The following is a 25,387-nucleotide window of genomic DNA, read 5'->3' on the forward strand; positions in this document are numbered from 1 at the left end:
AAAGCCTTGGCTATGCAATATGATGCTCCTGCGTCAATTCAATAACCGTGTTGCACTCAGCTCCTGCAACCGCCATGCTTGTAACGTTTCTGATGCCTGATCTTCGGGTTATACATTTTGTCTAGATGTGTATTGAGCGTGACGACATCAGGCAGGTCTAGGCCGATTATTTCTGGCGCCTGACGTGTCATTGACTACGCTGCACTGGATCGAAAGTGCAGGCGCGCTCCGTATCGAAGCTCTTCATTTCGTTACGGTTGGTTTATCAAAGATGTTCAGGAGGCCCCCCGGGTTTGTCCAATTTCAAAGCAGTCATTGTGTTCTTCCTACTGTTGCTCTCGGGCAACGGCATGCTTGAAGCGGCACCCACCCTGGCCTCTGTTATCAAAGCTGAAGAGACCGACGGCAAGCCTCCGGTGTTGGTCGATGGTGGGCTGCTGGGTGCTTTGGGTGCCGGCATGGATGAGGTACAGGGCAAACTGGGCTTGAGCGTGGACCTGCTGGATACCTGGAGTGTACGCAGCCAGAAAGCGGCTGATGAGGCCGGGGCGTTGGTCGAGCAGGCATTTAGGCAGCCGTCCTGGAGCAGCATGGGTGACTTCGTACTGTTGTCGGCGATCGGGCTGGGTGTTTTTTTCGGGTTGATGCTGGCAGGTCGATTACTGGCCCGCTACATCGATAACCATCGACTGATCGAAACCCGGCCGCGTATACAGGCGCTTGTGAGTTATGCCGTGCCGTACCTGTTTCCAGCGCTACTGACCTTGATGCTGACGCTGTATGCCAGTCGTTTTGTGCAAGACACCCTGGGTCGTTCGCTTGGCCTGATCCTGGCGTATGCCGGCAGTGGTGGGGTGTTTTGTGCGGCGCTGGTGCTGTCACTCAGCACCTTGTTTGACGTTGGGCACAAGCGGCGTGCCGTCCAGATTATTCGCCAATATTCGGCACGCTCGCTGTTTCTGATCGGTTTTTTTGCAGCGCTGAGTGACGCAATGAGCAGTCCGCTGATGGCGCAGCAGATCGGTCGCGACCTGGCGAGCTGTCTCTCGGTGCTTACCGGGTTGCTGGCCTGTGGTTTTTTTGCCTACCTTGCAATCAAACTGAGGCGGCCCGTGGCCCACCTGATTCGCAACCGTGCGCTGGCGCAGCGTCTCGGGCAACCCGCTTTGCAGGAGTCCTTACGGATTTTTTCGGTTTTGTGGTATTGGCCGATTTTGCTGATGCTGTTGGTCAGTGCGCTCAATTTGCTGGGGGTCGGCGAAGGCAGTGAGCGTGCGCTGCGCAATGCCTTGCTGACCTCGGGTCTGCTGATCGGTACGGTGTTTATGAGTACGATTCTGCACCACTGGTTTCGTACCCGGGCGCAGCGTTCGGGCGCCTATAAAGAGCGTTTTGTGAGTGTGATCTACGCCTTGTTGCGGGTGGCGCTGGCGGTGACCTTTATCGAGTTGCTGGCGCAAATATGGGGTTTTTCCTTGCTGGCTTTTGCTTCAGACAGCAGTACCGGGAAAGTCATCAGCGATTCACTCGGGCATATCCTGCTGATTCTGTTGGTGACCTGGTTGGCCTGGGTGGTGCTTGATACGGCCATCCAGCAAGCACTGGAGCCTGCGAACCCGCGACGCGGCTCTCATGCGCCCAGCACGCGGATCAAAACCATCCTGCCGTTGATGCGTAACGCGATCAAAGTGATTCTGGTGGTGGTCTGCACCATCACCACCATGGCCAATCTGGGTGTCAATGTGGCGCCTTTTCTGGCCGGTGCCGGCGTCATCGGCTTAGCCATAGGCTTCGGTTCACAGCAACTGGTGCAGGACGTGATTACGGGTCTTTTCATTATTATTGAAGACACCATCTCGGTCGGTGACTGGGTGGTGGTCGATTCCAGCCATGCTGGCACGGTGGAAGGGCTGACCATTCGGACCCTGCGTCTGCGCGACTCTCGGGGGTTTGTTCATTCAGTACCCTTTGGACAGATCAAGGCCGTCATTAACCATTCCCGGCAATTTGCATACGCTTATTTTTCCGTACAGTTTACCTATGACACCGACATGGATAAGGCCACAGAGCTGATCCGCGAAGCAGGACAGCAGATCAGCAATGACCCTTTATTAAGCCTCAGTTTGCAAGGCACGCTGACCATCTTCGGGGTCGACAGCATGACCCTCGACGGCGTGACCATTACGGCGCAATTTCGAACCGTGTCCGGCGCGCAAAACAGCGTGAGCCGTGCATTCAATGACCGAGTCAAAAAGCTTGTGGATAAATCGAGTGAAGTGCATTTTGCGCAACATTATCCACAGGGCTTTTTGCTTCCTGTTCGCGAGGCGGGGGAGGGCACGGCACCCGTGGCTCAACAAGCGCGGTCTACAGTGCTACTGACAGACATGCCCGGCAGCCGGAGCGAGGGTCAATGAGCCAATGCGCAGTTTGTCAGTGACGACAGGCGGATAAACCCGCAAAATGCGCAATTGTTGATCACGGCCAACGGTTTTCAAGGTTGGTTTCTGGTATATATCACCGTTTGAATAGACTGAGCCTGCACACTCTATGCGAATGCGCCTTATGTTACTGGGCGGCGGAAATGCTCTCGGGCAGGCGCTGATCCGTCAGGGTGCCGAGGAAGACATTAATTTCCTCGCCCCGCGTCCGCCGCAAGACGGCTGGGACGCTGCAAGCCTCACCCAACTGCTTGATGACACCCGTCCAGATGCGGTAATTAACCTCGCTTACTACTTCGACTGGTTCCAGGCGCAGACCGTGGACGAGACTCGTCTCGCGGCTCAAGAGCGCTCTGTCGAGCGGTTGGCTGAGTTGTGCCAGCATCACAACATCATTTTGTTGCAACCCTCCAGCTATCGCGTGTTCGATGGTTCGCGGGCAACGGCCTATAGCGAAAAGGACGAACCTGTTCCGCTCGGGTTGCGCGGTCAGGCCTTGTGGCGTATTGAGCAAAGCGTAAGGGCCATTTGCCCGCAACACGTTTTGCTGCGTTTTGGCTGGCTGCTGGATGACAGTCCCGATGGCACGCTGGGGCGCTTTCTTGCCCAGGCTGAAAAGCCGGGCGAAGTGTTTCTGGCCGATGATCGGCGCGGTAATCCTACGCCAGTAGATGACGCTGCCAGGGTGATTATCTCTGTGCTCAAACAGCTCGATTGTGCGGCGCCGCTTTGGGGCACCTATCACTACGCCGGGCATGAGGCGACAACCCCGCTGGCGTTGGGGCAAGCGATCTTGACCGAAGCACGCAATTTGCATCCACTGGCCATCGAAAGCCCAACGCCGCAGGCTCACGCAGCGTGCCCGGACGCGGCTCAAGAGCCGCAACATGCCGTGCTGGCCTGCAAAAAAATTCTACACACCTTCGGAATCAAGCCCCGCGCCTGGCGTGCGGCGCTTCCGACTTTACTTGACAGGTTTTATCGTCATGGTTAATGCACCCGTTTTAGTCACTGGCGGCGCCGGATTTATTGGTTCCAATCTGGTTGATGCATTGTTGGCCAAAGGCTACGCCGTTCGAATTCTCGATGATTTATCCACAGGCAAACGAAGCAACCTGCCGCTGGATAATCCCAAGGTCGAGCTGATCGAAGGTGACGTGGCGGACGCAGCATTGGTCCACAAGGCCATGAACGGTTGCAGCGCAGTGGTTCATCTGGCGGCAGTCGCTTCGGTACAAGCCTCGGTAGACGACCCTGTGCGTACCCATCAAAGTAATTTCATTGGCACCTTGAATGTCTGCGAAGCCATGCGCCAGACCGGGGTCAAACGGGTTGTTTTTGCCTCCAGTGCGGCGGTTTATGGCAATAACGGTGAGGGTGAGTCGATCGCTGAAGACACGCCCAAAGCCCCGCTGACACCTTACGCATCGGACAAACTGGCCAGTGAGTACTACTTGAATTTCTACCGTCGTCAGCACGGTCTGGAACCGGTGATTTTTCGCCTGTTCAACATCTTCGGCCCGCGTCAGGATCCGTCATCGCCTTACTCGGGCGTGATCAGTATTTTCAGTGAGCGCGCGGTGAAGGGCTTGCCCATCACCATTTTTGGCGACGGCGAGCAAACGCGTGACTTCTTGTACGTGGGTGACCTGGTCAACATTCTGATGCAAGCCATCGAGGCCACAGACGTTGAGGAAGGTGCGGTGAACGTGGGTTTGAACAAAGCCACTACGCTCAACCAAATGCTTAAAGCGTTGGGCGAGGTGGTGGGAGCGTTGCCACCGATCAGCTATGGCCCGGCCCGTTCGGGTGACATCCGGCATTCCCGGGCTGACAACAGCCGTCTGTTGCAGCGTTTTACACTGGGTGAAACGACGCCCATGAGTGAAGGGCTGGCCCGATTGCTTGGTCGATAAACCACCCGCCCATTAAAAAAGCGCCTGTCACCGGCGCTTTTTTTTACGGCTAATTTAGAACTTGTAACCGATGCCTACCATGTACACGAACGGGTCCACGTCTACGTTGACCTTGGCACGGGTGCCTGGGGCAACGGCGTTGTTTTCTACCGTCGCGCGGGTATCGATATCGATATAACGCGCCTGGGCGTTGATCATGATGTTATCGGTCAGCATATAGTCCGCACCGATCTGCCAGGCCAGGCCCCACGAGTTTTTCGCCTTGAAGTTGTCAAAGCCTGCTGCGCTGGCGCTGCTGCCGACGTGTTCGTCGTAGATCCAGGTGTAGTTGATGCCGGCGCCGACGTAAGGCTGGAAGACGGATTTAGGGTCCAGCGGGTAATACACAACGCTCAGTGTTGGAGGCAAGTGCTTGAGGCTGCCCAGCTTGCCGTTGGCCGCCGCGAGGCCTGTACCTTTGAGTTTGACGTCGTGTTCAAACGGGGTAGCTGCCAGCAATTCAATACCCACATGGTCAGTGATCATGTAAGCAAAGTTGAGACCCAATTGGGTGTCGCTGCTCATGGTCGCCTTACCGCCCAAATCGGCACCCGCCAACGGGCCTTGATCAACCTTGACGCTGGAGCTGTCGGCTTTCGGGTTAACCGTGATAGCACCGGCACGCAAGATGATGTCGCCTTCCGTGTGTGCTTGAGCCAGAGGCGCGACAACAGCGAGCGCTAGGGCAGCGACGCTGAGCAAGGACTTGTGCATTGGAGCTCCATTGGGATATTTAAAATTTATATAACCAATGGTAATGAGCGAAAGGTGCACTTAAGTTGACTTGGCTCATGAAAAGGTAAAGTTGTGAAAAATTCGTTAAAAGTTAAATGCCAGGGAGAGGGGACTAAAGTCAAAAGCAGATTAGCGCCACACCTTCGATCTAGCCCCCTCTCCCTCTGGGAGAGGGTTGGGGTGAGGGTTATTCAGGCAACTCATACACAACGATTTTCTGTGCATCCATCTGATACCCCGCGTCTGCCAGCTCGCTGCTGCTGGCCTTGACCTGCAAAGCCCCGACAATCCAGTACGGTTGATACAGCTCATCCACCTGAACCCCGGCCTTGCTGGTCACATGTACGATCTGATTGGAGGGCGGCGGTGGCACGTGAATGCAGGCGCCAAAGTATGGCACCAGCAAAAACTCGGTCGTACGGCCCGCCTCATTGACTTCCAACGGCACGATATAGCCCGGCAACCGAATCAGTTGGCCGTCCAGCGACGTGACCACCGGCGCATTGGGCAAGTCCTGTTTGGCCGCCGGAGCGGACTCCATATCGCCCATCTGTGACAGGTCATGCATCGGCGCCATGTCTGGCACTTCGGGCGCTGCGTCCGGCGGGATCATTTCCGACCAGGTCAGCTCCTTCGGCTCAGCCGCCCACACAGGCGTGGCGATCAACAGCAGCAGGGCAAGCAGCGCGCGGGACAGGGCGGGCATCTTCATAAATCCAGGCTCATAAACGAATGGACAGACCATCGGCCAGCGATTGTCGGTAGGCGCGCCATGCGGGCACGCAGCCCATCAACAGGGCGGCCGCCAGAATACCGCCGAGCAGGGTCCATTCATATTCAGTTGGCCAGGACAGCGGCAAATATATCCCGTAGTTCGATTGCACATAGCCTTGTGCCACCGCGATGCACAGGTAGAGCAAGCCAACACCTGCCACGACTCCAGCCAACGCCAAGGCCAAGGCTTCGAACACTAATAAAGTGGCGATATGCCAAGGCCGGGCGCCGACGGAGCGCAAAATGGCCATCTCCCGGCGACGCTCGTTGAGGCTGGTCAAAATCGCGGTGAGCATGCCAATCAAGCCGGTCAACACCACAAACAGTGACACCACGAACAACGCCTTTTCAGCGGTGCTCATCAGGCTCCACAGCTCTTGCAGGGCTACACCGGGCAAAATGGCCATCATCGGCTCGCCGCGGAAGTCGTTGATTTCACGCTGCAAGGCAAAGGTCGAAATCTTGCTGTTCAAACCCAGCATAAACGCGGTGATGGCTTGTGGCGTCAGGTCCATGTTGCGTGCCTGATCCGCCGTGACACGTCCCGCGCCGCGGGCTGGCACGCCGTTGTGCCAGTCGATATGAATCGCTTCCATACCGCCCAGACTGATATGCAGCGTGCGGTCGACCGGCGTGCCGGTACGTTTGAGAATCCCGACCACGGTGAACGGCTTGTCATCATGTTTGACCAGGCTGATGGCCGCCACGCCGTGGGCCAGTACCAGCTTGTCGCCCAGTTTGTAATGCAGGGCCTCAGCTACTTCGGCCCCCAACACCACCTCAAAGGGGTCAGTGGCAAAGGGCCGTCCCGTGGCCAGTTCGAGGTTTTGCCGATGGCCGTACTGATAGTGCTCGAAATAAGCCTCGCTGGTGCCCATCACCCGATAGCCACGGTGCGAATCGCCCAGTGACATGGGGATTGCCCATTTCACTTTCGGGTTATTGGCGAAGTGTTCAAAGCTATCCCAGCGAATGTTGTTGGTGGCATTGCCGATGCGGAACACCGAATACAGCAGCAAATTCACTGAGCCGGAACGCGCACCCACGATCAGGTCGGTGCCGCTGATGGTGCTGGCAAAGCTGGCGCGGGCTTCGGTTCGCACCCGCTCCACGGCCAGCAGCAGGCAGACCGACAGGGCAATGGCGAACGCGGTCAGCAGCGCGGTAAAACGTCGATTGGCCAGACTGGCCATCGCAAGACGAAACAAATACATCTCAGACCTCTGCCGGTGTGGCGGCGCGATTGAGTTCAGACAACGACAGGTTGCGGTCGAACAGCGGCGCCAGACTTTGATCGTGGCTGACAAACAGCAAGCTGGCGCCTGCGTCGCGGCACTCGGCAAACAGCAGCTGGATAAACGCTTCACGGGCGTCGGCGTCGAGGGCTGAGGTGGGTTCGTCAGCAATAACCAGTTCAGGTTGGCCAATCAACGCGCGGGCGGCGGCCACTCGTTGTTGCTGGCCGATAGACAGGGAATCGGCGCGACGCTCCAGCAGGTTTGGATCTTTAAGGCCCAAATGCGCCAACAGGGTTTGCGCAGCCTTATCCACACTGCCATGCCGTTGCTGGGCGCGGCTGGCGCGCAGTTTGGAAAAGTGGCAAGGCAGTTCGACGTTTTCGCGCACCGATAAAAACGGCAGCAAATTGAATTGCTGAAAGATATAGCCCGTGTGGTCGACCCGGAAACGATCACGAGCACCAGAGCCGAGTTCACTCAACTCCTGACCCAGTAAACGAATGGTTCCGCTGTTGGCTTTTTGCACGCCGCCCAGCAAACCCAGCAAGGTGGTCTTGCCGCTGCCGCTAGGGCCTTTGAGAAACAGGGTTTCACCCGGTTCCAGGCGAAAGGACGGAATATCCAGCAACACGGGGTGTCCCGGCCAGCTGAAACTCAAGTTGGCGAGTTCGATAAGCGCTTGGGTCATGGGTAAAGACTGTCGCCTGCAATGGGGTAAACATTAGGCCGTCGCAGCCTGTGGCCACGACGACACCTGCGCTTTTGCTTAAAACTTCAATGTCGGCGCTTTCGGTGTTGCTTCTACCGATTGCTGCCCGGTGCTGCCGATCAGTTGTACCTTGATTGTGTGAGTGCCGGGGAACGTCTTGAAGAATTGAGTCAGATCCAGCGTCTTTAAAGCGTCCGGCTGGCTGCAGGTGAAGGCGTAATGCGCTTCGATATCGCTGTGGTGGTGTTCGCCTTTGGCCGCGCCTTCTTCAGGTGCAGGATCAAAAAGCGGGCTCTTCAATTCTTGAGCATCGGCTGTGCAGCCAGCGGCTTTTGGAAGGCTGAACAGCACAAGTGGATTTTCCAGTTGCTGGCGCGCTGAAGCAACTTTGGCTTTATCCGCATCAGTGGTCGCGACGTGCTCGAATCCCACCAGATTCATCGAAGGGCCGTCGAGGTCCAGTTCCAGGGTTTGACCGTCCAGAGCGACGTTCAGACTACCGACGCCATGTTCATGAGGTGGCAAGCTGCCGTGTTCGTGGTCGTGATCATGCGCGTCGGCGGCATGCGCCATGGCCAGTGGTAACAAGGCAAAAGGCAAGGCAAGAAGCAAACGGCGCATAGCAAGACTCCAGCGAAAGGATGAATAAATTGTTATGTGATCTTATAACAGCATTGGCGGGGAGTTTGCCTGCGTGCTTGGCGTTACGCAAGACGCGTGGGAGCATGGCTTCATGAAACTTTTGGAGTGGCAGTGATGGTGCGCATTCGCGGCATGATCGGCGATTGGCCGGTGGATTTGACGGTGGAGCTGGATGACAGCGATTGGGCGAAGTTGGGCTCGCAGTTGCAGGTCAGCGAAGCGCCGACCAGCCCGGCGCCCGCCAAGCCGGTGAGTCAGGACGATGCGGTCTGGGAAACTACCAAGGACTTGCTGCGTAAAGCCGGGCAACTGAGCGGGCCAGAATTGCTTGGGCAGCTTGAAGCCCTGACCGGCAGCACCGGCGCCGGCAAGCGCTTGTTGGTGCGCTTGCGCCACTGCGCCGAGGTGAAGGTGGTCAGTGGTGCCGATTCACCGATTTATAGCTGGATTGACCGGCAACCCTAATCTTTGTAGCCGCTGAGGAGCGTAGCGAGGCTGCGTTCGAGCGCGAAGCGGTCGTAAACCCGGATTGCTTGATTTACCAGACACGCAGCAGGTGTCTGGTTTTGCGACGGCTGCGCCGCCGGACGCAGCCTCGCTTCGCTCCTCAGCTGCTACGTGGCGGTGGGTTTAGTACAGCGCTGCGAACAACTTGCGGCGGTAAGTGGTGACCAGCGGGTGATCGTTGCCCAGCAGGTCAAACACTTGCAGCAAGGTCTTGTGGGGGATGCCTTCGTTGTAGCTACGGTTGCGGGTAAACAGTTTCAGCAAACCGTCCAGAGCGGCCTCATATTGCTGGCGCGCCAGTTGCTGAATCGCCAGTTGATACGCGGCTTCGTCATCCTGTGGGTTTTGCGCAATGCGGGCTTTCAAGTCAGCCACATCCGGCAAGTCGGCTGCCTGGCGCAGGAAGGTGACTTGCGCCTTGGCACCCGCCAGCTCAGCTTTGTGCTCGTCACTTTTAACCGCGTCCAGCACGGCTTGTGCTTCAGCCAGTTCGCCACGCTCGGCCAGGCAGCGACCATAAAAAATCAGCGCTTTGGCGTTGGTGTTGTCTTCAGTCAGGATGTTTTTAAGCACCGCCTCGGCGTCAGCAAACCGGCTTTCGGCAAATAACGCTTCAGCCTGCACCATCGGGTCTTCTGCGGCGGGTTCGGGCATCACGACATGGGGGGCGAGCATGGCGCGAATCGCGGATTCCGGCTGTGCTTCCTGAAACCCGTCGACCACCTTGCCGTCTTTAAACAGCACCACGGTCGGCAGGGTTTGAATCCCGATACGGCCGACAATGTCTTGCTCGACGTCGCAATTAACCTTGGCCAGCAGCAACTCGCCCTGATAGTCCTCGGCAATCTGTTCCAGAATCGGCAGCATCACCTTGCACGGTGCGCACCATTCAGCCCAGAAATCCACCAGAACCGGTTGGTCGAATGACGCCTGGACAACCTGTTTGTCAAAGTCTGCAGAAGTCACGTCGAAGCTGTAAGCAGGTGTTGGCTGATTCATGTTGTGTCTCGAAGCAGGTAAAAATTAAGGCAACTATAAACCCAAGGCCGGGTTGGTGTGTTCAGGGGGCTTTGACGAAGGCCAACGTGCCCATGGCCTGGGTCGAGGGCTGGCTGATAATCCGCGAAGGCAGGTGCAGGATCAATTGCCCTGACTGGCTGGCGCGCCCGCGCAGTTCAACCCGTGCTCCCGCCGGGAAGGCTTGAGGGTTGAAACGCAGTTTGAACGGCAGCGCCTGATTATTGCCGGTGATCTTGCTGCTGGCCATCAAGCCTTGTGGGCGCCCGCGATCATCAACGATCAGCATGGCCAGTTCGACCTCTGCACCGGCCGGTACGCCGGTCAGTACGCCGCTGATCTCACGCTGATAAGCCGGAAGCGGGCCCAGGTCTTTCGGCGCATCGGTTTCGGGTTCCGCCAGCACTTGAGGCTGCACGGGTTTTGGCGGTTCACTGCTACACGCGACCAGCAAACTGGCGAGGCACAGCAAAACAAGCGTTCGTAGCGGCATAGAAGGCTCCAGCGGCAAGTCAGTCGGCGTAACTGATGGGGTGAAACATAGTCGGCGGACTGTATACCGTAAAGCCTATGACTTGTCTTGCCAGTGGGATGCGCTAACATGGCGCTCCCCATTTTTGTTGGCTGCCACCATGCACTGTCCCTTCTGCGGTGCCAACGACACTAAAGTCATCGACTCGCGTCTGGTTGCCGAGGGCGATCAGGTGCGTCGCCGGCGTGAATGCCTGGCCTGTGGTGAGCGCTTCACCACCTTTGAAACAGCTGAGTTGGTATTACCCCGCCTGATCAAGCAAGACGGCAGCCGTCAGCCGTTCGATGAAGAAAAACTGCGCGCTGGCATGCAGCGTGCGCTGGAAAAGCGCCCGGTCAGTGTCGAGCGTCTTGAAGCCGCGCTGGCTCATATCAAAAGCAAGCTGCGCGCCACCGGTGAGCGTGAGGTCAAATCCCTTGTCGTCGGTGAGTTGGTCATGGCTGAGCTGCAAAAGCTCGACGAAGTGGCCTATATCCGTTTCGCCTCTGTGTATCGACGCTTCCAGGACCTTAACGAGTTCCGCGAAGAGATCGACCGCCTTGCCCGAGAGCCTTCCGCCAAATGACTGTATCCACTGAACAAGCCGTCCTGGACGGCCATTACATGGCCCGCGCAATCGAATTGGCGCGCAATGGCCTGTACACCACTCACCCTAACCCGCGTGTCGGGTGCGTGATTGTGCGCGACGGGCAGATTGTCGGCGAAGGCTGGCACGTGCGCACCGGCGAGCCCCATGCCGAGGTGCACGCCTTGCGGGCGGCGGGCGCGCTGGCCCGTGGGGCCACGGCTTATGTCACGCTTGAACCGTGCAGCCATCACGGTCATACACCGCCGTGTGCCGATGGATTGGTCAATGCGGGCGTGGCGCGGGTCGTTGCGGCGATGCAAGACCCCAACCCGGAAGTCGCCGGGCGTGGCCTGAAACGTCTGTCAGACGCGGGCATCGACGTGCGCTGCGGCGTATTGGAGAACGAAGCTCGGGCATTGAACCCTGGCTTCCTCAAGCGCATGGAACACGGACTGCCGTTTGTACGGGTCAAGATGGCGATGAGCCTTGATGGCCGTACAGCGATGGCCAATGGTGAAAGCCAATGGATCACCGGCCCGGCTGCGCGCTCGGCGGTTCAGCGTTTGCGCGCGCAAGCCAGCGTGGTGCTGACCGGTGCAGACACCGTGTTGGCCGATGGCGCCCGCTTGACGGTGCGCGGCCCCGAGCTGGGCTTGAGCCCGGAACTGACCGCCCTGGCCCTCAGCCGTCCGCCGTTGCGGGTGTTGATTGACGGGCGATTGCGGGTGCCGCTGGATGCTCCGTTCTTCAAGGCCGGGCCGGCGCTGGTCGCCACCTGCGTGCCGCCCGCCGAGCAGTACCGTACGGGGCCGGAATGCCTGGTGATTCACGGCGCCAACGGCCAGGTCGACCTGCGCAAGCTGTTGGAAGCGCTGGCCGCCCGGGGTGTCAACGAAGTGCTGGTCGAGGCTGGGCCAAGCCTGGCGGGAGCGTTTGCCGAGCAAGGTCTGGTGGATGAATACCAGATTTTTGTCGCGGCCAAGTTCCTGGGCTCTACCGCCCGACCATTGCTTGAGCTGCCGCTGAACCATATGAGTGAAGCACCGTTGCTTAAAATTACCGATATGCGCGCAGTAGGCGATGACTGGCGAGTCACTGCCATACCTGTGCCATCAGCGAGCGTATAATTCTCAGCCTCCGTTTAACGCAGGCTTGGTTCTCAAGGGGGAACGCCATGTTTACCGGCATCATCGAATCCATCGGCACCATCCGCGCATTGACCCCTAAAGGCGGTGATGTGCGTGTTTCTGTAGACACAGGCAAGCTCGACCTGAGCGACGTCAAACTCGGTGACAGCATCGCGATCAACGGCGTGTGCCTGACGGCCGTTGAACTGCCGGGTAACGGTTTTGCCGCAGATGTCAGTCGCGAAACCCTCGATTGCACCGCGTTCAACGACCTCAAAAGCGGCAGCCGGGTCAACCTGGAAAAAGCCCTGACCCCGACCACGCGTCTGGGCGGTCATCTGGTGAGCGGTCATGTGGATGGTGTCGGCGAAGTGATCTCCCGTGAAGAGAACGCCCGTGCCATTGAGTTCGTGATTCGTGCGCCGAAAGAACTGGCCAAATACATTGCCCACAAAGGCTCGATCACTGTCGACGGCACCAGCCTGACGGTGAACTCGGTCAATGGCGCCGAGTTCTCGCTGACCATCATTCCGCACACCCTGAGCGAAACCATCATGGACGATTACCGTCCGGGCCGCCGGGTAAACCTTGAAGTTGATTTGCTGGCGCGTTACCTCGAACGCCTGCTGCTGGGCGACAAAGCCGCCGAGCCGACCTCGGGTGGCATCAGCGAAAGTTTTCTGGCCGCCAACGGCTACCTCAAATCCTGATTAAGGGGGTGCCGCGTGGCGCTCAACAGCATCGAAGAACTGGTTGAAGACATCCGCCAAGGCAAGATGGTCATCCTGATGGATGACGAAGACCGTGAGAACGAAGGCGACCTGATCATGGCGGCCGAGTGCTGTCAGGCCGAGCACATCAACTTCATGGCGCGTTTTGCCCGTGGTTTGATCTGCATGCCGATGAGCCGTGAGCGCTGCGAGCTGCTGAAGCTGCCGCTGATGGCCCCGCGCAATGGCTCTGGCTTTGGCACCAAGTTCACGGTTTCCATCGAAGCGGCAACGGGGGTGACCACCGGCATTTCGGCGGCAGACCGTGCGCGCACCGTACAGGCGGCAGCGGCCAAAGACGCCAAAGCAGAAGACATCGTCAGCCCGGGTCATATCTTCCCGTTGATGGCTCAAGCCGGTGGCACCCTTGCCCGTGCTGGCCACACCGAGGCGGCTTGCGACCTGGCACGCATGGCCGGTTTTGAGCCAAGCGGCGTCATCTGTGAAGTGATGAACGACGACGGCACCATGGCCCGTCGTCCTGAGCTGGAGCTGTTTGCCGCCGAACACGGCATCAAGATCGGCACCATTGCCGACCTGATCCACTACCGCATGATTCACGAACGTACCGTTCAGCGGATTGCCGAGCAGCCACTGGACAGCGAACTGGGCCAATTCAACCTGGTGACCTATCGTGATTCAGTCGAAGGCGATGTGCACATGGCACTGACCCTGGGCAAGATCAGCGCCGATGAACCGACCTTGGTGCGTGTGCACAACATGGACCCTTTGCGTGACCTGTTGATGGTCAAGCAGCCGGGCCGCTGGAGCCTGCGCGCCGCCATGAGCGCGGTGGCAGAGGCGGGCAGCGGTGTGGTGCTGCTGCTTGGGCACCCGCTGGATGGCGACGTGTTGCTGGCTCATATTCGTGAAACCGCAGATGCAGTGCCGGCCAAAAAACCGACCACCTACAGCATCGTCGGTGCTGGTTCACAGATTCTGCGTGACCTGGGTGTGCGAAAAATGCGCCTGATGAGTTCACCAATGAAGTTCAATGCCATATCCGGTTTCGATCTGGAAGTTGTAGAATACGTGCCCTCCGAATAAAGACCGGTCGTGTCCAGTCCGAATTCGTGGCCCAATATCCTTAAAGAGCGCACGCAAGTGCGCTCTGGCTCTTTAATACGAGACATACCGAATGACCCTGAAGACCATCGAAGGTACCTTCATCGCCCCCAAAGGTCGCTACGCGTTAGTAGTCGGCCGTTTCAACAGCTTCGTCGTCGAAAGCCTGGTGAGTGGTGCCGTTGATGCCCTGGTTCGCCACGGTGTGAACGAAAACGACATCACCATCATCCGCGCACCTGGCGCGTTTGAAATCCCGCTGGTTGCGCAAAAAGTTGCCCAGCGCAACGAATTCGCCGCCATCATCGCCCTGGGCGCTGTGATTCGTGGCGGTACTCCGCACTTCGAATACGTGGCTGGCGAGTGCACCAAGGGCTTGTCCCAAGTGTCCATGCAGTTCGGCGTACCGGTTGCTTTCGGCGTGCTGACCGTTGACTCGATTGAACAAGCCATCGAGCGCTCCGGCACCAAAGCCGGCAACAAAGGCGCAGAAGCTGCCTTGTCCGCCCTTGAAATGGTTAGCCTGTTGGCACAGTTGGAGGCCAAGTGATTTCCGACGAAAGCGATCGTTTCAACCCCCGCGACCCGAAACCTGCGGACGCTGGCAAACCTTCCAAGAGCGCCAAGCGCCGTGAAGCCCGCCAGCTCGCGACTCAAGCCCTGTACCAGTGGCACATGGCCAAGCAGTCGCTGAACGAAATCGAAGCGCAGTTCCGCGTCGATAACGACTTCTCCGACGTTGACGCTGCTTACTTCCGTGAAATCCTGCACGGCGTGCCTGCGCACAAAGGCGAGATCGATGCGGCACTGGCTCCTTGCCTGGACATCACCATCGAAGAACTCGACCCGGTTGAGTTGTCGGTACTGCGCCTGTCCACGTGGGAACTGATCAAGCGTGTCGACGTGCCTTACCGCGTTGTGATCAACGAAGGCATCGAGCTGGCTAAAGTGTTCGGCTCCACTGACGGCCACAAGTTCGTCAACGGTGTGCTCGACAAACTGGCGCCACGTCTGCGTGAAGCTGAAGTCAAGGCGTTCAAGCGCTAATCAGCGCTGTCTGCCATGGGCGAGTTTGAGCTGATCCGCAATTTTTTCGCTGCCGCGCCCTGTGCGCAAGGCGGCGAAGGGGTTGCTCTGGGCATCGGCGACGACTGCGCCCTGCTGGATGTTCCCCACGGGGAACAACTGGCTATTTCCACCGACACCCTGGTAGCCGGGGTGCACTTCGCAGATCCATGCGACCCTTTCTTGCTCGGTCAGCGTTCGCTGGCAGTGGCGGCCAGTGATTTGGCGGCCATGGGCGCAACACCTCTGGCGTTTACCCTTGCTCTGACACTCCCAACGGTTCAGGCCGACTGGTTGCAAGCGTTCGCCCGTGGTTTAAACGTAATGGCTCAACACTGCGGCTTACAGCTGATCGGGGGCGACACGACCCGTGGCCCGCTGTGCCTGACGCTGACAGTTTTTGGCCGCGTGCCCACAGGTCAGGCCTTGAAGCGCAGCGGCGCTCGACCGGGCGACTTACTGTGCGTGGGTGGCGAGTTGGGCAATGCAGCAGGCGCTTTGCCGCTGGTTTTGAGCCAGCGAACTGCCGGACCGTTGATCAGCGAGCCATTGCTGGCGCATTACTGGTCGCCTCAACCGCAGCTGGCACTCGGGCAGGCGCTGCGTGGCAAAGCCACCTCGGCGCTGGATATTTCCGATGGCCTGCTTGCAGACTGCGGCCATATCGCGGCAGCGTCGCAGGTGGGGTTAGTGGTTGAGCTGGACCGTGTGCCGATCTCGCTGGCGCTGGAAGAGTTTTTGGGCGACAGCGCCGCGCAACAGGCGGCGTTGAGCGGCGGTGACGATTACGTGTTGGCGTTTACCTTGCCCGCGCTGGAACTGCCGACCCTGTTGGCGGATGGCTGGCCGATTCATGTGATCGGCCGCGTGGTTGAAGGGCAGGGCGTACAGCTGGTGGATGACATAGGTCAGGACATCACTGCGCCAGTACGCGGATACCAGCACTTCGGCGTTTGACCAGCCCACGTAGCAGCTGCCGCAGGCTGCGTCCGGCGGCGTAGCCGTCGTAAAGTCAGCTGACGCGGGCTATTTATTAAACCGAGTACTCTGGTCTACGATCGCTTCGCAATGGGACGCAGCCTGCGGCAGCTGCTACGGAATCGAGTGCAACAAGCCATCAAACTTTTTGATATTTATCCTCCACAATTCAGCCTAAGCGTCTGTAGGAACGTCCTGTTACAATGCCGCCTCTGCGAATATCCAGTCCTCAAATTGATCAGGAGCACACGGTGCCCGTCGCTTTTGTTGCCGCTTGCAAACTTCCTACCCCTTTTGCCGAATTCACCATGAATGGCTTCCTAGAGAAGGCCACAGGTCGTGAACACGTTGTGCTCAGTTTGGGCGACGTGGCAGATGGCGCGCCCGTTTTGGGCCGCATCCACTCCGAATGCCTGACGGGTGATGCCTTGTTCAGCCAGCGCTGCGACTGCGGCTCACAGCTCGAAGCCGCACTGCAAGCCATCGCGCGCGAAGGTCGTGGGGTGTTGCTGTACCTGCGTCAGGAAGGCCGCGGTATTGGTTTGCTGAATAAAATCCGCGCCTACGAGCTGCAGGATGGTGGTGCAGATACCGTAGAAGCCAACGAACGTCTGGGCTTCGCTGCCGATCAGCGCGACTACGGCATCTGCCTGCCGATGCTGGAACATCTGGGTGTGAAGTCGCTGCGTTTGATGACCAACAACCCGCGCAAGGTCAAAGCCTTGACCGACATGGGCATCACCGTGGCCGAGCGTGTTCCGCTGCACACGGGCCACAACCCGCACAACAAACTGTACTTGGCGACCAAAGCCAGCAAACTCGGACACATGATGGGCAATCAGCATCAAAGCGAAGCCGATCCCGCGTGACCCGGGGTCAGATTCGCCGACGTTTGAGCTTCAGTTGGTGGCAGCAGCTTGTACTTACGTTGCTGCCCCTATTGTTGGCGAACTTTCTTTTTGGCGAATCGGCTCCCTTGCTGCCCTTTCTGAAAATGCCGCTTTTCATCGCCGGCGTTGCCTCCATGTTTGTCACGCTGCGCTTCTTCAACCCGTACAAACACGCGTTGATCGCCCTGCAAAAATCCCTCGATACCCCGCAAGAACCTGCAGCCTGGGCGACGCTCGCCCGCGTGCGCTATCCGGCGTTGCTGGTGGCGGGTCTGCCGACCTGGATCGCCACGCTGGCCGTGTTTGTCGGCCTTGAAGGCGTGCCATTGCTGCTGCTGGTGCTGTCCACGCTGCTGCTGTTTTACCTCTACCGCATCCCGCGTCAGGTCGGCTGATGCGAGTCTGGCTGGCGGTGATGCTGCTGGCGCTAGGCATCCCGGCCATGGCGGCCTCGCGCGTGGTGAGCTTGGCGCCGTCCTTGACGGAAATGATGCTCGAACTGGGGGCTGCCGACTTGCTGGTGGGGCGTCTGGATGCCGGTGAGTCATCACCGGCGCTGGCGGATGTGCCTTCGGTGGGTCGCTATGGTCAGTTGAACATGGAGCGTTTGCTCAGCCTGCAACCCGATCTCATCCTGCTTTGGCCCGGCAGCGTAGGGGCTGCTCAGCGTGAGCAACTGCACCGGCTGAACTTGCCCACTTACGTCGCCCAGCCCAGCAACCTTGATCAATTGGCCGACCAGATTGAAGCGTTGGCACTCGTCTTGAACCGGCCAGAACGCGGGCAAGCGGTGGCAGCACAGCTGCGCGAGCGTCTCGCTCAACTGCGAGCCGAGTACCGGCGCGACAAACCGTTGCGGGTGTTTTACCAAGTCTGGGATCAGCCGCTCTACACCGTAGGAGCAGGCCAGATTATCAGCGACGCCTTAGCGGTGTGCGGCGCGAGCAATGTCTTTGCCGACCTCAAGCTCCCGGCGCCGCAAGTCAGTATCGAATCGGTGTTGCAGCGTAATCCCGAGGTGATCATTGCGGGCAGTCAGGCGCAACTGGACGCCTGGAAGGTCTGGCCGCAACTGGATGCGGTGAAGAACGGACGTCTGCTGTTGTTGAAGGACAAAGGCCTTGAGCGGCCAAGTGCGCAAATGATTGAAGCGACCGCCAAACTTTGTGAACAACTTAACCCGTAGCAGTTGCCGAAGGCGACGTCCGATTGCGCAGCGATCGTAAAGCCAGAGATCCGGAACTCACTGACACACCTCGTCTTACGCTTTACGACGGCTACGCCGCCGGACGCCGCCTCGTGCCTCGACAGCTGCTACGGTTAGAGGTCACAACGCCGGGGTCCAGGTCACGGCCAATTGCACGTTGCGCCGCTCTTCGCGATAACCGTAGTAGTTGCCGTCATAGCTGTAGAGTGCGCGAGTAAAGGATTTGTCCAACAGGTTGTCGACTTTCAGATCCAGCCGAACCTCCGGGCTGGCGATCCAGTTGCCGCGTAACCCCAGTAAGCCATAGCCGCCAATCGGCTGTTTATTGTCATCGTCATTGAAGCTGCTGCTCACCGCCTGCCAGCTGGCTCCGACGCCGATTCGGTCAAACTGGCGGTCGACATCCAGACTCAACGTACGCCGGGCGCGGCGGCTTAGGGTGTGGCCGGTATCGCGATCACGTGGGTCGATCATGGCCACCCCCAGACTGCTCTGCCAGCCAAACCACTCCTGATGCAAAGCACTTTCAAACCCGGTGATCCGTGCGGCTCCGATATTCTGCTGAATGAAATTGGCGTCCGCCACGATCGCATCACGAATGTCGGTGCGATAGATCGAGGTCTCCAGTCGACTGCTGTCAGTCAACTGGCTGCGCCATTGCAGCTCGTAACTTTTCGAATATTCAGGTTTGAGCGCCGGATTACCGAATTGCGGGTAGTACAAATCGTTAAAGGTCGGCGCCCTGAACCCTTCGCTGTAAGACAGCAGTAGCTCGTTGTCCACATTGAGCGGCACGCTCAGGCTGGCGCTCCAGGTGTTGTGACGGCCGAACTGCTGGTTCTGATCGTGGCGCACGCCCAGCTCGGTGGAAAAGTAATCACCGTGAAAGCGATGTTGCACAAATGCCGCGCGGTTCCAGCGGCTGTCTTCGTCGAAAACGGTGCTGCTGCGCACGCGGTCTTCGTAGCTGTCGGCGCCCACAATCAGACTGTGCTGGTCATTGAGTGTCAGGTTGTTTTGCCAGTTCAGCGAATCGCGATAGGTATTGAAGGCGTAATGATCCGGGCTCAGTTTGTCCCGGGTTTTCTCGCGATTTTCGCTGTGACCCCACTCGACACGTGAGTTCCAGCGGTCGTTGATTTGTGCGTCGACAAAGCCGCCAACACTGCTGATATCAAAGTCGCTGTAACCCTTTTGTCCGAACATGGCGTCCAGCTCGGTTTTGCCGGTGTTTTTAAGGGCACTGACGCCCACTTCAAGGGTGTCGGTGAAGGTATGGCTGAGGTTCAAACTCACTGATTTATTGCGATATGCGTCGTGGTCGTTATCCACCGGGTACGACACGGTGGTGCGATTAATACCCGCTGTGTTTTCGAGGCTGCCGCTCAGGTTATAGCGGCTTTGCGTATCGCCGCCGGAGATGCCGAGGCTGTTCAGCGTACTGCCATAACTGCCCACGGCACTGTGCAGACGCAGTTGCGGGGCCTGATCAGCGCCTCGCCGGGTGAAAATCTGAATCACACCGCCAATGGCATCGCTGCCATAGATCACCGAGCGCGAGCCGCGCAGGACTTCCACGCGCTCGATCTGGTCGATGTTCAGGTATTGCAGGTTGCTGTCCGCAGACGTGGCATTGGCCATGCGTTGGCCGTCTACCAGCACCAGGCTTTGCGCCGATTTGGTGCCGCGAATATAGATCCCCGGTAAACCCCCGCGCCCGCCACTGCGTGCGACTTGCACACCCGGAACCCGGCTTAACAGGTCCGTCAGGCTGGTGGGTTGCAGGCGGTCAATGTCGTCACGGGTGAACACGCTGTTAGCGCTGGCACTGTCCGAGCGCGCTTCAACCTGTCGGTTGCCCGTAATCAGTGTTTGCGGGAGCTTGAGCGCATTTTCGCGCTCAAGGGTCTCGGCGAGTAAAGGACTGGCGGGGATCAGTCCGAGTAACAGTGCGAGGCGTTTCATGGTGTCTCAATAGAGTTTGCAGCTGACACTGAACCTGTAGCAGCCTGCGGCAGCTGCTACGAGAGAGGTTGTTACAACCCCAGCAACTGCATCCGCTCGCGCACCGAGGCTTCAATGCCCGCCGCATCCAGACCGCACTGCGCCAGCATCTGGCTCGGTTTGGCATGTTCGACGTACACATCCGGCAAGCCAAGGTGCAGCACAGGCTTGAGCAGGTTTTCACGGGCCAGGAACTCACTGGCAGCCGAGCCCGCACCGCCCATGATGGCGTTCTCTTCAACGGTGACCAGCAGCTCATGGCTGTTAGCCATTTCGCGAACCAGCGCTTCATCCATAGGTTTTACGAAACGCATGTCGACCACGGTCGCGTCGATTTTTTCCGCGACTTGCAGGGCTTCAGCCAGTTGCACGCCGAATACCAGCAGCGCCACCTTATTGCCCTGGCGACGAATGACGCCTTTGCCGATTTCCAAAGGCTCAAGGGTTTTTTCGATGGGCGCATTTGGGCCGGTGCCGCGTGGGTAGCGAACGGCCGCCGGGCCGTTGTACAGATGCCCGGTGGTGAGCATTTTGCGCAATTCGTTTTCGTCGCTCGGGGTCATGATGACCATGCCCGGGATGCAGCGCAGGTAGGAGAGGTCGAAGCTGCCTGCGTGAGTCGGGCCGTCTTCACCCACCAACCCGGCACGGTCGATGGCAAACAGGACGTCCAGATTTTGCACGGCTACGTCATGCACCAACTGGTCATAGCCGCGCTGCAGGAAGGTCGAATAAATCGCCACCACCGGCTTGGCGCCTTCGCATGCCATACCGGCGGCAAAGGTGACTGCATGCTGCTCGGCAATCGCCACGTCGAAATAACGCAGCGGGAAGCGCTCGCTGAACGCGATCAGGTCCGAACCTTCTTTCATCGCCGGAGTAATGCCGACAAGACGCGGGTCGGCTGCGGCCATGTCGCACAGCCACTCGCCGAACACCGCCGAATACTTGGGTCCGCTGGCGGCTTTGGGGGCCGCTTTTGGCGCGTCCAGAGGTTCAAGTTTGGTGATGGCGTGATAACCGATCGGGTCGGCTTCGGCCGGGGCGAAGCCCTTGCCCTTTTTGGTCACGATGTGCAGAAACTGCGGACCTTTAAGGTCGCGCATATTGCGCAGCGTCGCGATCAGGGTCGGCAGGTCGTGACCATCAATCGGGCCGATGTAGTTCCAGCCCAACTCTTCAAAGAGCGTGCCGGGGACGAGCATGCCCTTGGCGTACTCTTCGGTACGGCGGGCAATCTCCCAGGCGCCCGGCAGGCGTGACAGCACTTTCTTGCTGCCTTCGCGCATGCTGGCGTAGGTGCGGCTCGACAGAATCTTGGCCAGGTAATTGGACAAGCCACCGACATTGCGCGAGATCGACATGTCGTTGTCATTGAGAATAACCAGCATGTTGGCGTCGACTTCAGGCGCATGGTTCAGCGCTTCAAACGCCATGCCGGCCGTCAGCGCACCGTCACCAATCACCGCAATCGCCTTGCGCTCGCTGTTTTGCAGGCGGGCGGCAATGGCCATGCCCAGCGCTGCGCTGATAGACGTACTGGAATGGCCCACGCCAAAGGTGTCGTACTCACTCTCGGTACGACGCGGGAAGGCGGCAATGCCGTCCTTCTGACGCAGGCTGTGCATCAGCTCGCGACGGCCGGTGAGGATTTTGTGCGGATACGCCTGATGGCCCACATCCCACACCAGCCGGTCATCCGGGGTGTCGAACACGTAGTGCAGGGCAATCGTCAGTTCAATAACGCCCAGGCCGGCACCAAAATGCCCACCCGTCTGACCGACGGTGTAGAGCAGTTCCAGGCGCAGCTCATCGGCCAGCGTTTCCAGCTCGGCTTCGGCCAGTCGGCGCAGGCCCGCAGGCGTGCCCGCCCGGTCGAGCAGAGGAGTGGTTGGGCGCGTGCGGGGAATCTCTTGAAACGTCGTTGGCATCAGGCGAATCGTTATAGATATAAAAGAGGCCGCAGTTTACCTCATGGAACGTAACCTGCCCACGCAGTCTGGCATTCGTTAGTCAGACCTTGGCAGTAGAAGCTGTCGGAAATAACTGGATTTACAGCCTGTCAGTGGCGGCGATCCACGATATAGCGGGCCAATGCGCGTAATGGGTCTGCAGCTGTGTCAAAAGTTTGCAGCGCGTTCAAGGCTTGATCGCGTAACTCCAGTGCATAGGCTTTTGCGCCTTCCATCCCCATCAGCGCGGGGTAGGTGGGCTTGTCTCTGGCAATATCGGCGCCTTGGCGTTTGCCCAGGGTAGCGGTATCGCTTTCAACGTCGAGAATGTCGTCCTGCACCTGAAACGCCAGACCAATCGCCCTCGCATAGAGGTTGAGCGCAACCAGATCGGTAGCTGTAGAGCGACCACTGGCCAATGCACCCAGTTGTACGCTGGCTTCGATCAGGGCGCCGGTTTTGTGGCGATGCATAAACTCCAGTGCGGTGCGGTCGAGCTTGATACCCACCGACCCCAGGTCAATCGCCTGACCGCCCACCATGCCGGCCGGGCCTGCGGCCAACGCCAATGCCGAGACCATGCGCAAGCGCGTTTCGGCGTCCAGTGTATTGAGGTGCGGGTCGAGCAGAGTGCTGAACGCCAGGCTTTGCAAGCCGTCACCCGCGAGGATGGCACAGGCTTCGTCAAAGGCTTTATGGGTGGTCGGTTGACCACGGCGTAAATCGTCATCGTCCATCGCGGGCAGATCGTCATGCACCAGCGAGTAGGCGTGGATGAGCTCTACCGCACAGGCCGCGGCATTCGCGTGTTCGGGGGCGACACCCAGTGCTTCACAGGCTGCATAGGCCAACAGCGGCCTCACCCGTTTGCCACCATTCATCACGCTGTAGCGCATGGCCTCGTAAAGCCTTGCCAGCTCAGGAGCCGGCGCCACAAACAAGTGCTCAAGCGCCGCATTGACACGTGCCTGGCTGCTGGTCTGGTAAGCATCAATCATTCGGGCTGTTCCGCATCAAAGGGCTCTTGCGCCAGCTCACCATCACGCTCAAGCAGGATCTGCACTTTCTGTTCGGCTTGCGCCAGTGCGCCTTGGCAATCTCGCGTCAGACGGATGCCTTGTTCGAAGGCGGTCAGGGAGTCTTCCAGTGACAATTCGCCATTTTCCAGACGCTCAACCAGCGTTTGCAGGTCAGCCAATGATTGTTCGAAGTCAAGGGGCGTTTTTTTGCGGGCCATAGCGGCGGTCTCGGTAGGCTTTTTAACCGGCCGACACTAGCAGACACCGGGGTTTGGGGCAAATCGGAAGGCTGCTCACGAAGGCTGGGTGTGGGATGTCTCTCTTTAAATCCAGCCTTTTTGGTCTTCGGTGAGAAGGTTGCGTGTCGCTATTAAACGCTTTGTCTGTGTTTTCCTCGGAAATTGTAGGAACTAAGTCAGGACTTTGTGCGATTGGGCCTTACAAACCGCGGGGATCGCTTTTTTTTCGGATTGAGGAATATTCCTTCGAAATTGCAGAAAGTTCCGACATTTTTCTTTTGAGCAATCGCCTAAGGTCCCGCCACACGAATGGACTCGGTCTTGAGCAGTGAACAACCCTTTTAGCCTTTGCATGCTTTTCAACATGCGCCCGAGTTCGGGCCGCGTGAAGCGATGACTTACTCCAGCAAGCTATTTGCCCGCCACATTGATTTGGCAAAAACGCCCGTGTTCAAAGATAACTTCGCGGGTGACGACGTGCGCTACTCGAATGAGTTCGAGTCGTTGGAGCGTGAGTTGAACAAATCGCAGTCCATGCATGAACACAACCAGGTCGACTGGTTTGTCGTGATGGAGCAAAGCGAGGCGTTGTTGCGTGACCACTCCAAAGACTTGCGTGCCGGCGTCTGGCTGACTTGGGCGTTGTATCAGCGAGAATCCTATCAGGGCTTATTGGCCGGTTTGGGTCTGCTGCATTACCTGTGCAAGCACCATTGGTCACACCTGCACCCTCTGAAGGTACGCACCCGTGGCGCAACCATCAGTTGGTTGTCGTCTCGTATGGATCTGGTGATCAACGAAAGCATCCCGATCAAAGAGCAACTCCCGCTTTTCAAGCACATGGTTGAGTTGTTGTTGGAGCTTGAAAGCCTATTGGCTCAGCACATGGGCGACGACGTGCCCTTGCTGTTACCGATTTGCCGACGTCTGAGCCGCATGGTTCAGCGCGCAGCAGAAAGCCTGCCCGAGTCAGGCTCAATGGCGGCGGCGGTGGCGCAGGTCAAGCAGGTCGCCACACAGTTACTGGAGCCCAATGCTCCGATCAATAACGAAAAAGACGCGCACAAAGCGTTGCGGGGCTTGCAGGAAATTGCCCGCCCACTGTGTGTGTGGTGGCTCAAACAGCAGGCCAGCGATGCGCGCGCGTTGCGCCTGAATCGAACCCTGACTTGGCTGACCATTGACGTCACCCCTGAGCGCAATCTGGAGCACATCACCCCGTTGCGCGGACTGCCGGCAGACAAACTTAAAAGTTACCGGGAACGCTTGGTTAAGGGGCAATTTGCCGATGTGTTGGTCGAGCTTGAGACCAGCCTCACCAAGTCACCGTTCTGGCTCGACGGTCAGCGCATGGTCTGGGAGTGCCTCAGCGCGTTGAAAGCCGAGGGTGCAATGCGTGAAGTCGAGCTCCATTTGGCCCTGTTGCTCCAGCGCCTGCCGGGGCTTCTGGAGCTGCGTTTCCACGACGGTGCACCGTTTGCAGACCTGCAAACCCGCAGTTGGATTGCTGACCAGGTGATGCCCCATCTCCAGGCCCCGAGCGAGTCCAAGGCGGTGGCAGTCGTCGCCCAAATGCCTGCATGGGAAATCGCCCTTGAGGAGGCCATGACGGTGTTTCGCGACAGTGGTTTCAAACCCGCCGTGCAGTTGCTCAAGCGCGCCCAGACCGGTGTTCAGGGTGAGCGAGTGCGTTTTTTTTGGCAGATGTCGCTCGCCCGCCTGTGCTTTCAGGCCAAGAAATATGAACTGGCCAAGACCCAGCTCGAAATGCTTGACCAGCAACTCCATCGCAACGGCTTACAGGTATGGGAACCCGATTTGGTTCTAGAGGTTTTGCGTCTTCTGCATCGCTGCTGCGAGCTATTGCCGCAGAACCACGAAGTGCGAGAACGCAAGGATGAGATGTATCGCAGGTTGTGCCACCTCGATCTGGAAGTGGTACTCGAATAGGCC

General features: G+C 58.5%; 26 protein-coding genes. 15 read left to right on the top strand and 11 right to left on the bottom strand.

Annotated elements, in window-relative coordinates:
- The first annotated feature begins 293 nt into the window (after positions 1-293).
- The 3 genes from GHN86_RS14740 to GHN86_RS14750 all read left to right on the top strand — a co-directional run bounded on the left by GHN86_RS14740 (position 294) and on the right by GHN86_RS14750 (position 4,357).
- Positions 294-2,417 (top strand): mechanosensitive ion channel family protein, encoded by a 2,124-nt coding sequence (locus tag GHN86_RS14740; RefSeq protein WP_153379946.1) that lies wholly within the window; start codon positions 294-296, stop codon positions 2,415-2,417.
- 133 nt (positions 2,418-2,550) lie between these two features.
- Positions 2,551-3,435 carry a sugar nucleotide-binding protein gene (locus tag GHN86_RS14745; protein WP_153379944.1) on the top strand — a complete coding sequence of 295 codons (885 nt, stop codon included), beginning with the start codon at positions 2,551-2,553 and terminating at the stop codon, positions 3,433-3,435.
- Positions 3,428-4,357 carry an NAD-dependent epimerase/dehydratase family protein gene (locus GHN86_RS14750; RefSeq protein WP_153379942.1) on the top strand — a complete coding sequence of 310 codons (930 nt, stop codon included), beginning with the start codon at positions 3,428-3,430 and terminating at the stop codon, positions 4,355-4,357. The genes GHN86_RS14745 and GHN86_RS14750 overlap by 8 nt, the downstream gene beginning before the upstream one ends.
- A 54-nt stretch (positions 4,358-4,411) precedes the next feature.
- Here GHN86_RS14750 and GHN86_RS14755 read toward each other — a convergent pair whose 3' ends face one another.
- The 5 genes from GHN86_RS14755 to GHN86_RS14775 all read right to left on the bottom strand — a co-directional run bounded on the left by GHN86_RS14755 (position 4,412) and on the right by GHN86_RS14775 (position 8,473).
- Positions 4,412-5,110, bottom strand: coding sequence for an OmpW/AlkL family protein (locus tag GHN86_RS14755; protein WP_153379940.1), 699 nt, complete (start codon positions 5,108-5,110; stop codon positions 4,412-4,414).
- Between the two features lie 208 nt (positions 5,111-5,318).
- Positions 5,319-5,828: a DUF3299 domain-containing protein gene (locus tag GHN86_RS14760; RefSeq protein ID WP_153379997.1), complete on the bottom strand. Its 510-nt coding sequence runs from the start codon at positions 5,826-5,828 to the stop codon at positions 5,319-5,321.
- A 25-nt stretch (positions 5,829-5,853) separates the two neighbouring features.
- Positions 5,854-7,119, bottom strand: a complete 1,266-nt coding sequence (locus tag GHN86_RS14765; protein WP_153379938.1) for an ABC transporter permease — start codon at positions 7,117-7,119, stop codon at positions 5,854-5,856.
- 1 nt (position 7,120) lies between these two features.
- Positions 7,121-7,831, bottom strand: a complete 711-nt coding sequence (locus GHN86_RS14770; protein ID WP_153379936.1) for an ABC transporter ATP-binding protein — start codon at positions 7,829-7,831, stop codon at positions 7,121-7,123.
- 78 nt (positions 7,832-7,909) lie between these two features.
- Positions 7,910-8,473, bottom strand: a complete 564-nt coding sequence (locus GHN86_RS14775) for a DUF2796 domain-containing protein (RefSeq protein WP_153379934.1) — start codon at positions 8,471-8,473, stop codon at positions 7,910-7,912.
- A gap of 135 nt (positions 8,474-8,608) precedes the next feature.
- Between GHN86_RS14775 and GHN86_RS14780 the strand changes: the two genes are divergently transcribed.
- A complete protein-coding gene (locus GHN86_RS14780) occupies positions 8,609-8,959 on the top strand; it encodes a hypothetical protein (RefSeq protein WP_153379932.1) in 351 nt (116 codons plus the stop codon).
- Positions 8,960-9,124: 165 nt separating this feature from the next.
- Here GHN86_RS14780 and trxA read toward each other — a convergent pair whose 3' ends face one another.
- Positions 9,125-10,000 (bottom strand): thioredoxin, encoded by an 876-nt coding sequence (gene trxA, locus GHN86_RS14785; RefSeq protein ID WP_153379931.1) that lies wholly within the window; start codon positions 9,998-10,000, stop codon positions 9,125-9,127.
- Positions 10,001-10,061: 61 nt separating this feature from the next.
- Positions 10,062-10,511 carry a YbaY family lipoprotein gene (locus tag GHN86_RS14790; protein ID WP_153379929.1) on the bottom strand — a complete coding sequence of 150 codons (450 nt, stop codon included), beginning with the start codon at positions 10,509-10,511 and terminating at the stop codon, positions 10,062-10,064.
- Between the two features lie 139 nt (positions 10,512-10,650).
- On the opposite strand from GHN86_RS14790, the gene nrdR reads away from it, so the two are divergent.
- From nrdR to GHN86_RS14840, 10 genes are all read left to right on the top strand, one after another.
- Positions 10,651-11,115 carry a transcriptional regulator NrdR gene (nrdR, locus tag GHN86_RS14795; RefSeq protein WP_194286240.1) on the top strand — a complete coding sequence of 155 codons (465 nt, stop codon included), beginning with the start codon at positions 10,651-10,653 and terminating at the stop codon, positions 11,113-11,115.
- The gene (gene ribD / locus GHN86_RS14800; protein WP_194286554.1) at positions 11,112-12,245 is read left to right on the top strand and encodes a bifunctional diaminohydroxyphosphoribosylaminopyrimidine deaminase/5-amino-6-(5-phosphoribosylamino)uracil reductase RibD; all 1,134 of its coding nucleotides are present in this window, start codon (positions 11,112-11,114) and stop codon (positions 12,243-12,245) included. Before nrdR ends, ribD begins: the two co-directional genes overlap by 4 nt.
- 47 nt (positions 12,246-12,292) lie before the next feature.
- Positions 12,293-12,955: a riboflavin synthase gene (locus tag GHN86_RS14805; RefSeq protein WP_153386801.1), complete on the top strand. Its 663-nt coding sequence runs from the start codon at positions 12,293-12,295 to the stop codon at positions 12,953-12,955.
- A gap of 15 nt (positions 12,956-12,970) precedes the next feature.
- On the top strand, positions 12,971-14,062 hold the full coding sequence (gene ribBA, locus GHN86_RS14810; protein WP_323369307.1) for a bifunctional 3,4-dihydroxy-2-butanone-4-phosphate synthase/GTP cyclohydrolase II: 1,092 nt from the start codon (positions 12,971-12,973) through the stop codon (positions 14,060-14,062).
- A gap of 91 nt (positions 14,063-14,153) precedes the next feature.
- Positions 14,154-14,630 (top strand): 6,7-dimethyl-8-ribityllumazine synthase, encoded by a 477-nt coding sequence (gene ribE / locus GHN86_RS14815; protein WP_138738705.1) that lies wholly within the window; start codon positions 14,154-14,156, stop codon positions 14,628-14,630.
- Positions 14,627-15,127, top strand: a complete 501-nt coding sequence (gene nusB, locus GHN86_RS14820; RefSeq protein WP_323369308.1) for a transcription antitermination factor NusB — start codon at positions 14,627-14,629, stop codon at positions 15,125-15,127. Before ribE ends, nusB begins: the two co-directional genes overlap by 4 nt.
- Before the next feature lie 15 nt (positions 15,128-15,142).
- Entirely contained in the window at positions 15,143-16,102 is a 960-nt protein-coding gene (thiL, locus tag GHN86_RS14825; protein ID WP_153378898.1) for a thiamine-phosphate kinase, read from the top strand.
- Positions 16,103-16,374: 272 nt separating this feature from the next.
- On the top strand, positions 16,375-16,992 hold the full coding sequence (gene ribA / locus GHN86_RS14830; RefSeq protein WP_323369309.1) for a GTP cyclohydrolase II: 618 nt from the start codon (positions 16,375-16,377) through the stop codon (positions 16,990-16,992).
- A complete protein-coding gene (locus GHN86_RS14835) occupies positions 16,989-17,408 on the top strand; it encodes an MFS transporter (protein WP_323369310.1) in 420 nt (139 codons plus the stop codon). The genes ribA and GHN86_RS14835 overlap by 4 nt, the downstream gene beginning before the upstream one ends.
- Complete coding sequence (locus tag GHN86_RS14840) at positions 17,408-18,199, top strand: cobalamin-binding protein (RefSeq protein WP_153378900.1); 792 nt, start codon at positions 17,408-17,410, stop codon at positions 18,197-18,199. The genes GHN86_RS14835 and GHN86_RS14840 overlap by 1 nt, the downstream gene beginning before the upstream one ends.
- A 141-nt stretch (positions 18,200-18,340) precedes the next feature.
- Here GHN86_RS14840 and GHN86_RS14845 read toward each other — a convergent pair whose 3' ends face one another.
- The 4 genes from GHN86_RS14845 to GHN86_RS14860 form a co-directional block, all read right to left on the bottom strand.
- Positions 18,341-20,185 carry a TonB-dependent receptor domain-containing protein gene (locus GHN86_RS14845; RefSeq protein WP_153378901.1) on the bottom strand — a complete coding sequence of 615 codons (1,845 nt, stop codon included), beginning with the start codon at positions 20,183-20,185 and terminating at the stop codon, positions 18,341-18,343.
- Positions 20,186-20,256: 71 nt separating this feature from the next.
- The gene (dxs, locus tag GHN86_RS14850) at positions 20,257-22,155 is read right to left on the bottom strand and encodes a 1-deoxy-D-xylulose-5-phosphate synthase (protein WP_153378902.1); all 1,899 of its coding nucleotides are present in this window, start codon (positions 22,153-22,155) and stop codon (positions 20,257-20,259) included.
- A 131-nt stretch (positions 22,156-22,286) separates the two neighbouring features.
- Positions 22,287-23,174 (bottom strand): (2E,6E)-farnesyl diphosphate synthase, encoded by an 888-nt coding sequence (ispA, locus tag GHN86_RS14855; protein WP_153378903.1) that lies wholly within the window; start codon positions 23,172-23,174, stop codon positions 22,287-22,289.
- A complete protein-coding gene (locus GHN86_RS14860; protein ID WP_122782043.1) occupies positions 23,171-23,413 on the bottom strand; it encodes an exodeoxyribonuclease VII small subunit in 243 nt (80 codons plus the stop codon). Before GHN86_RS14860 ends, ispA begins: the two co-directional genes overlap by 4 nt.
- Positions 23,414-23,827: 414 nt before the next feature.
- Here GHN86_RS14860 and tssA point away from each other — a divergent pair, with 414 nt between their 5' ends.
- A complete protein-coding gene (gene tssA / locus GHN86_RS14865) occupies positions 23,828-25,384 on the top strand; it encodes a type VI secretion system protein TssA (RefSeq protein ID WP_153378904.1) in 1,557 nt (518 codons plus the stop codon).
- Positions 25,385-25,387: the final 3 nt, after the last annotated feature.

Origin of the sequence: Pseudomonas helleri, from assembly GCF_009600315.1 — a bacterium.
Lineage (GTDB): Bacteria > Pseudomonadota > Gammaproteobacteria > Pseudomonadales > Pseudomonadaceae > Aquipseudomonas > Aquipseudomonas helleri_A.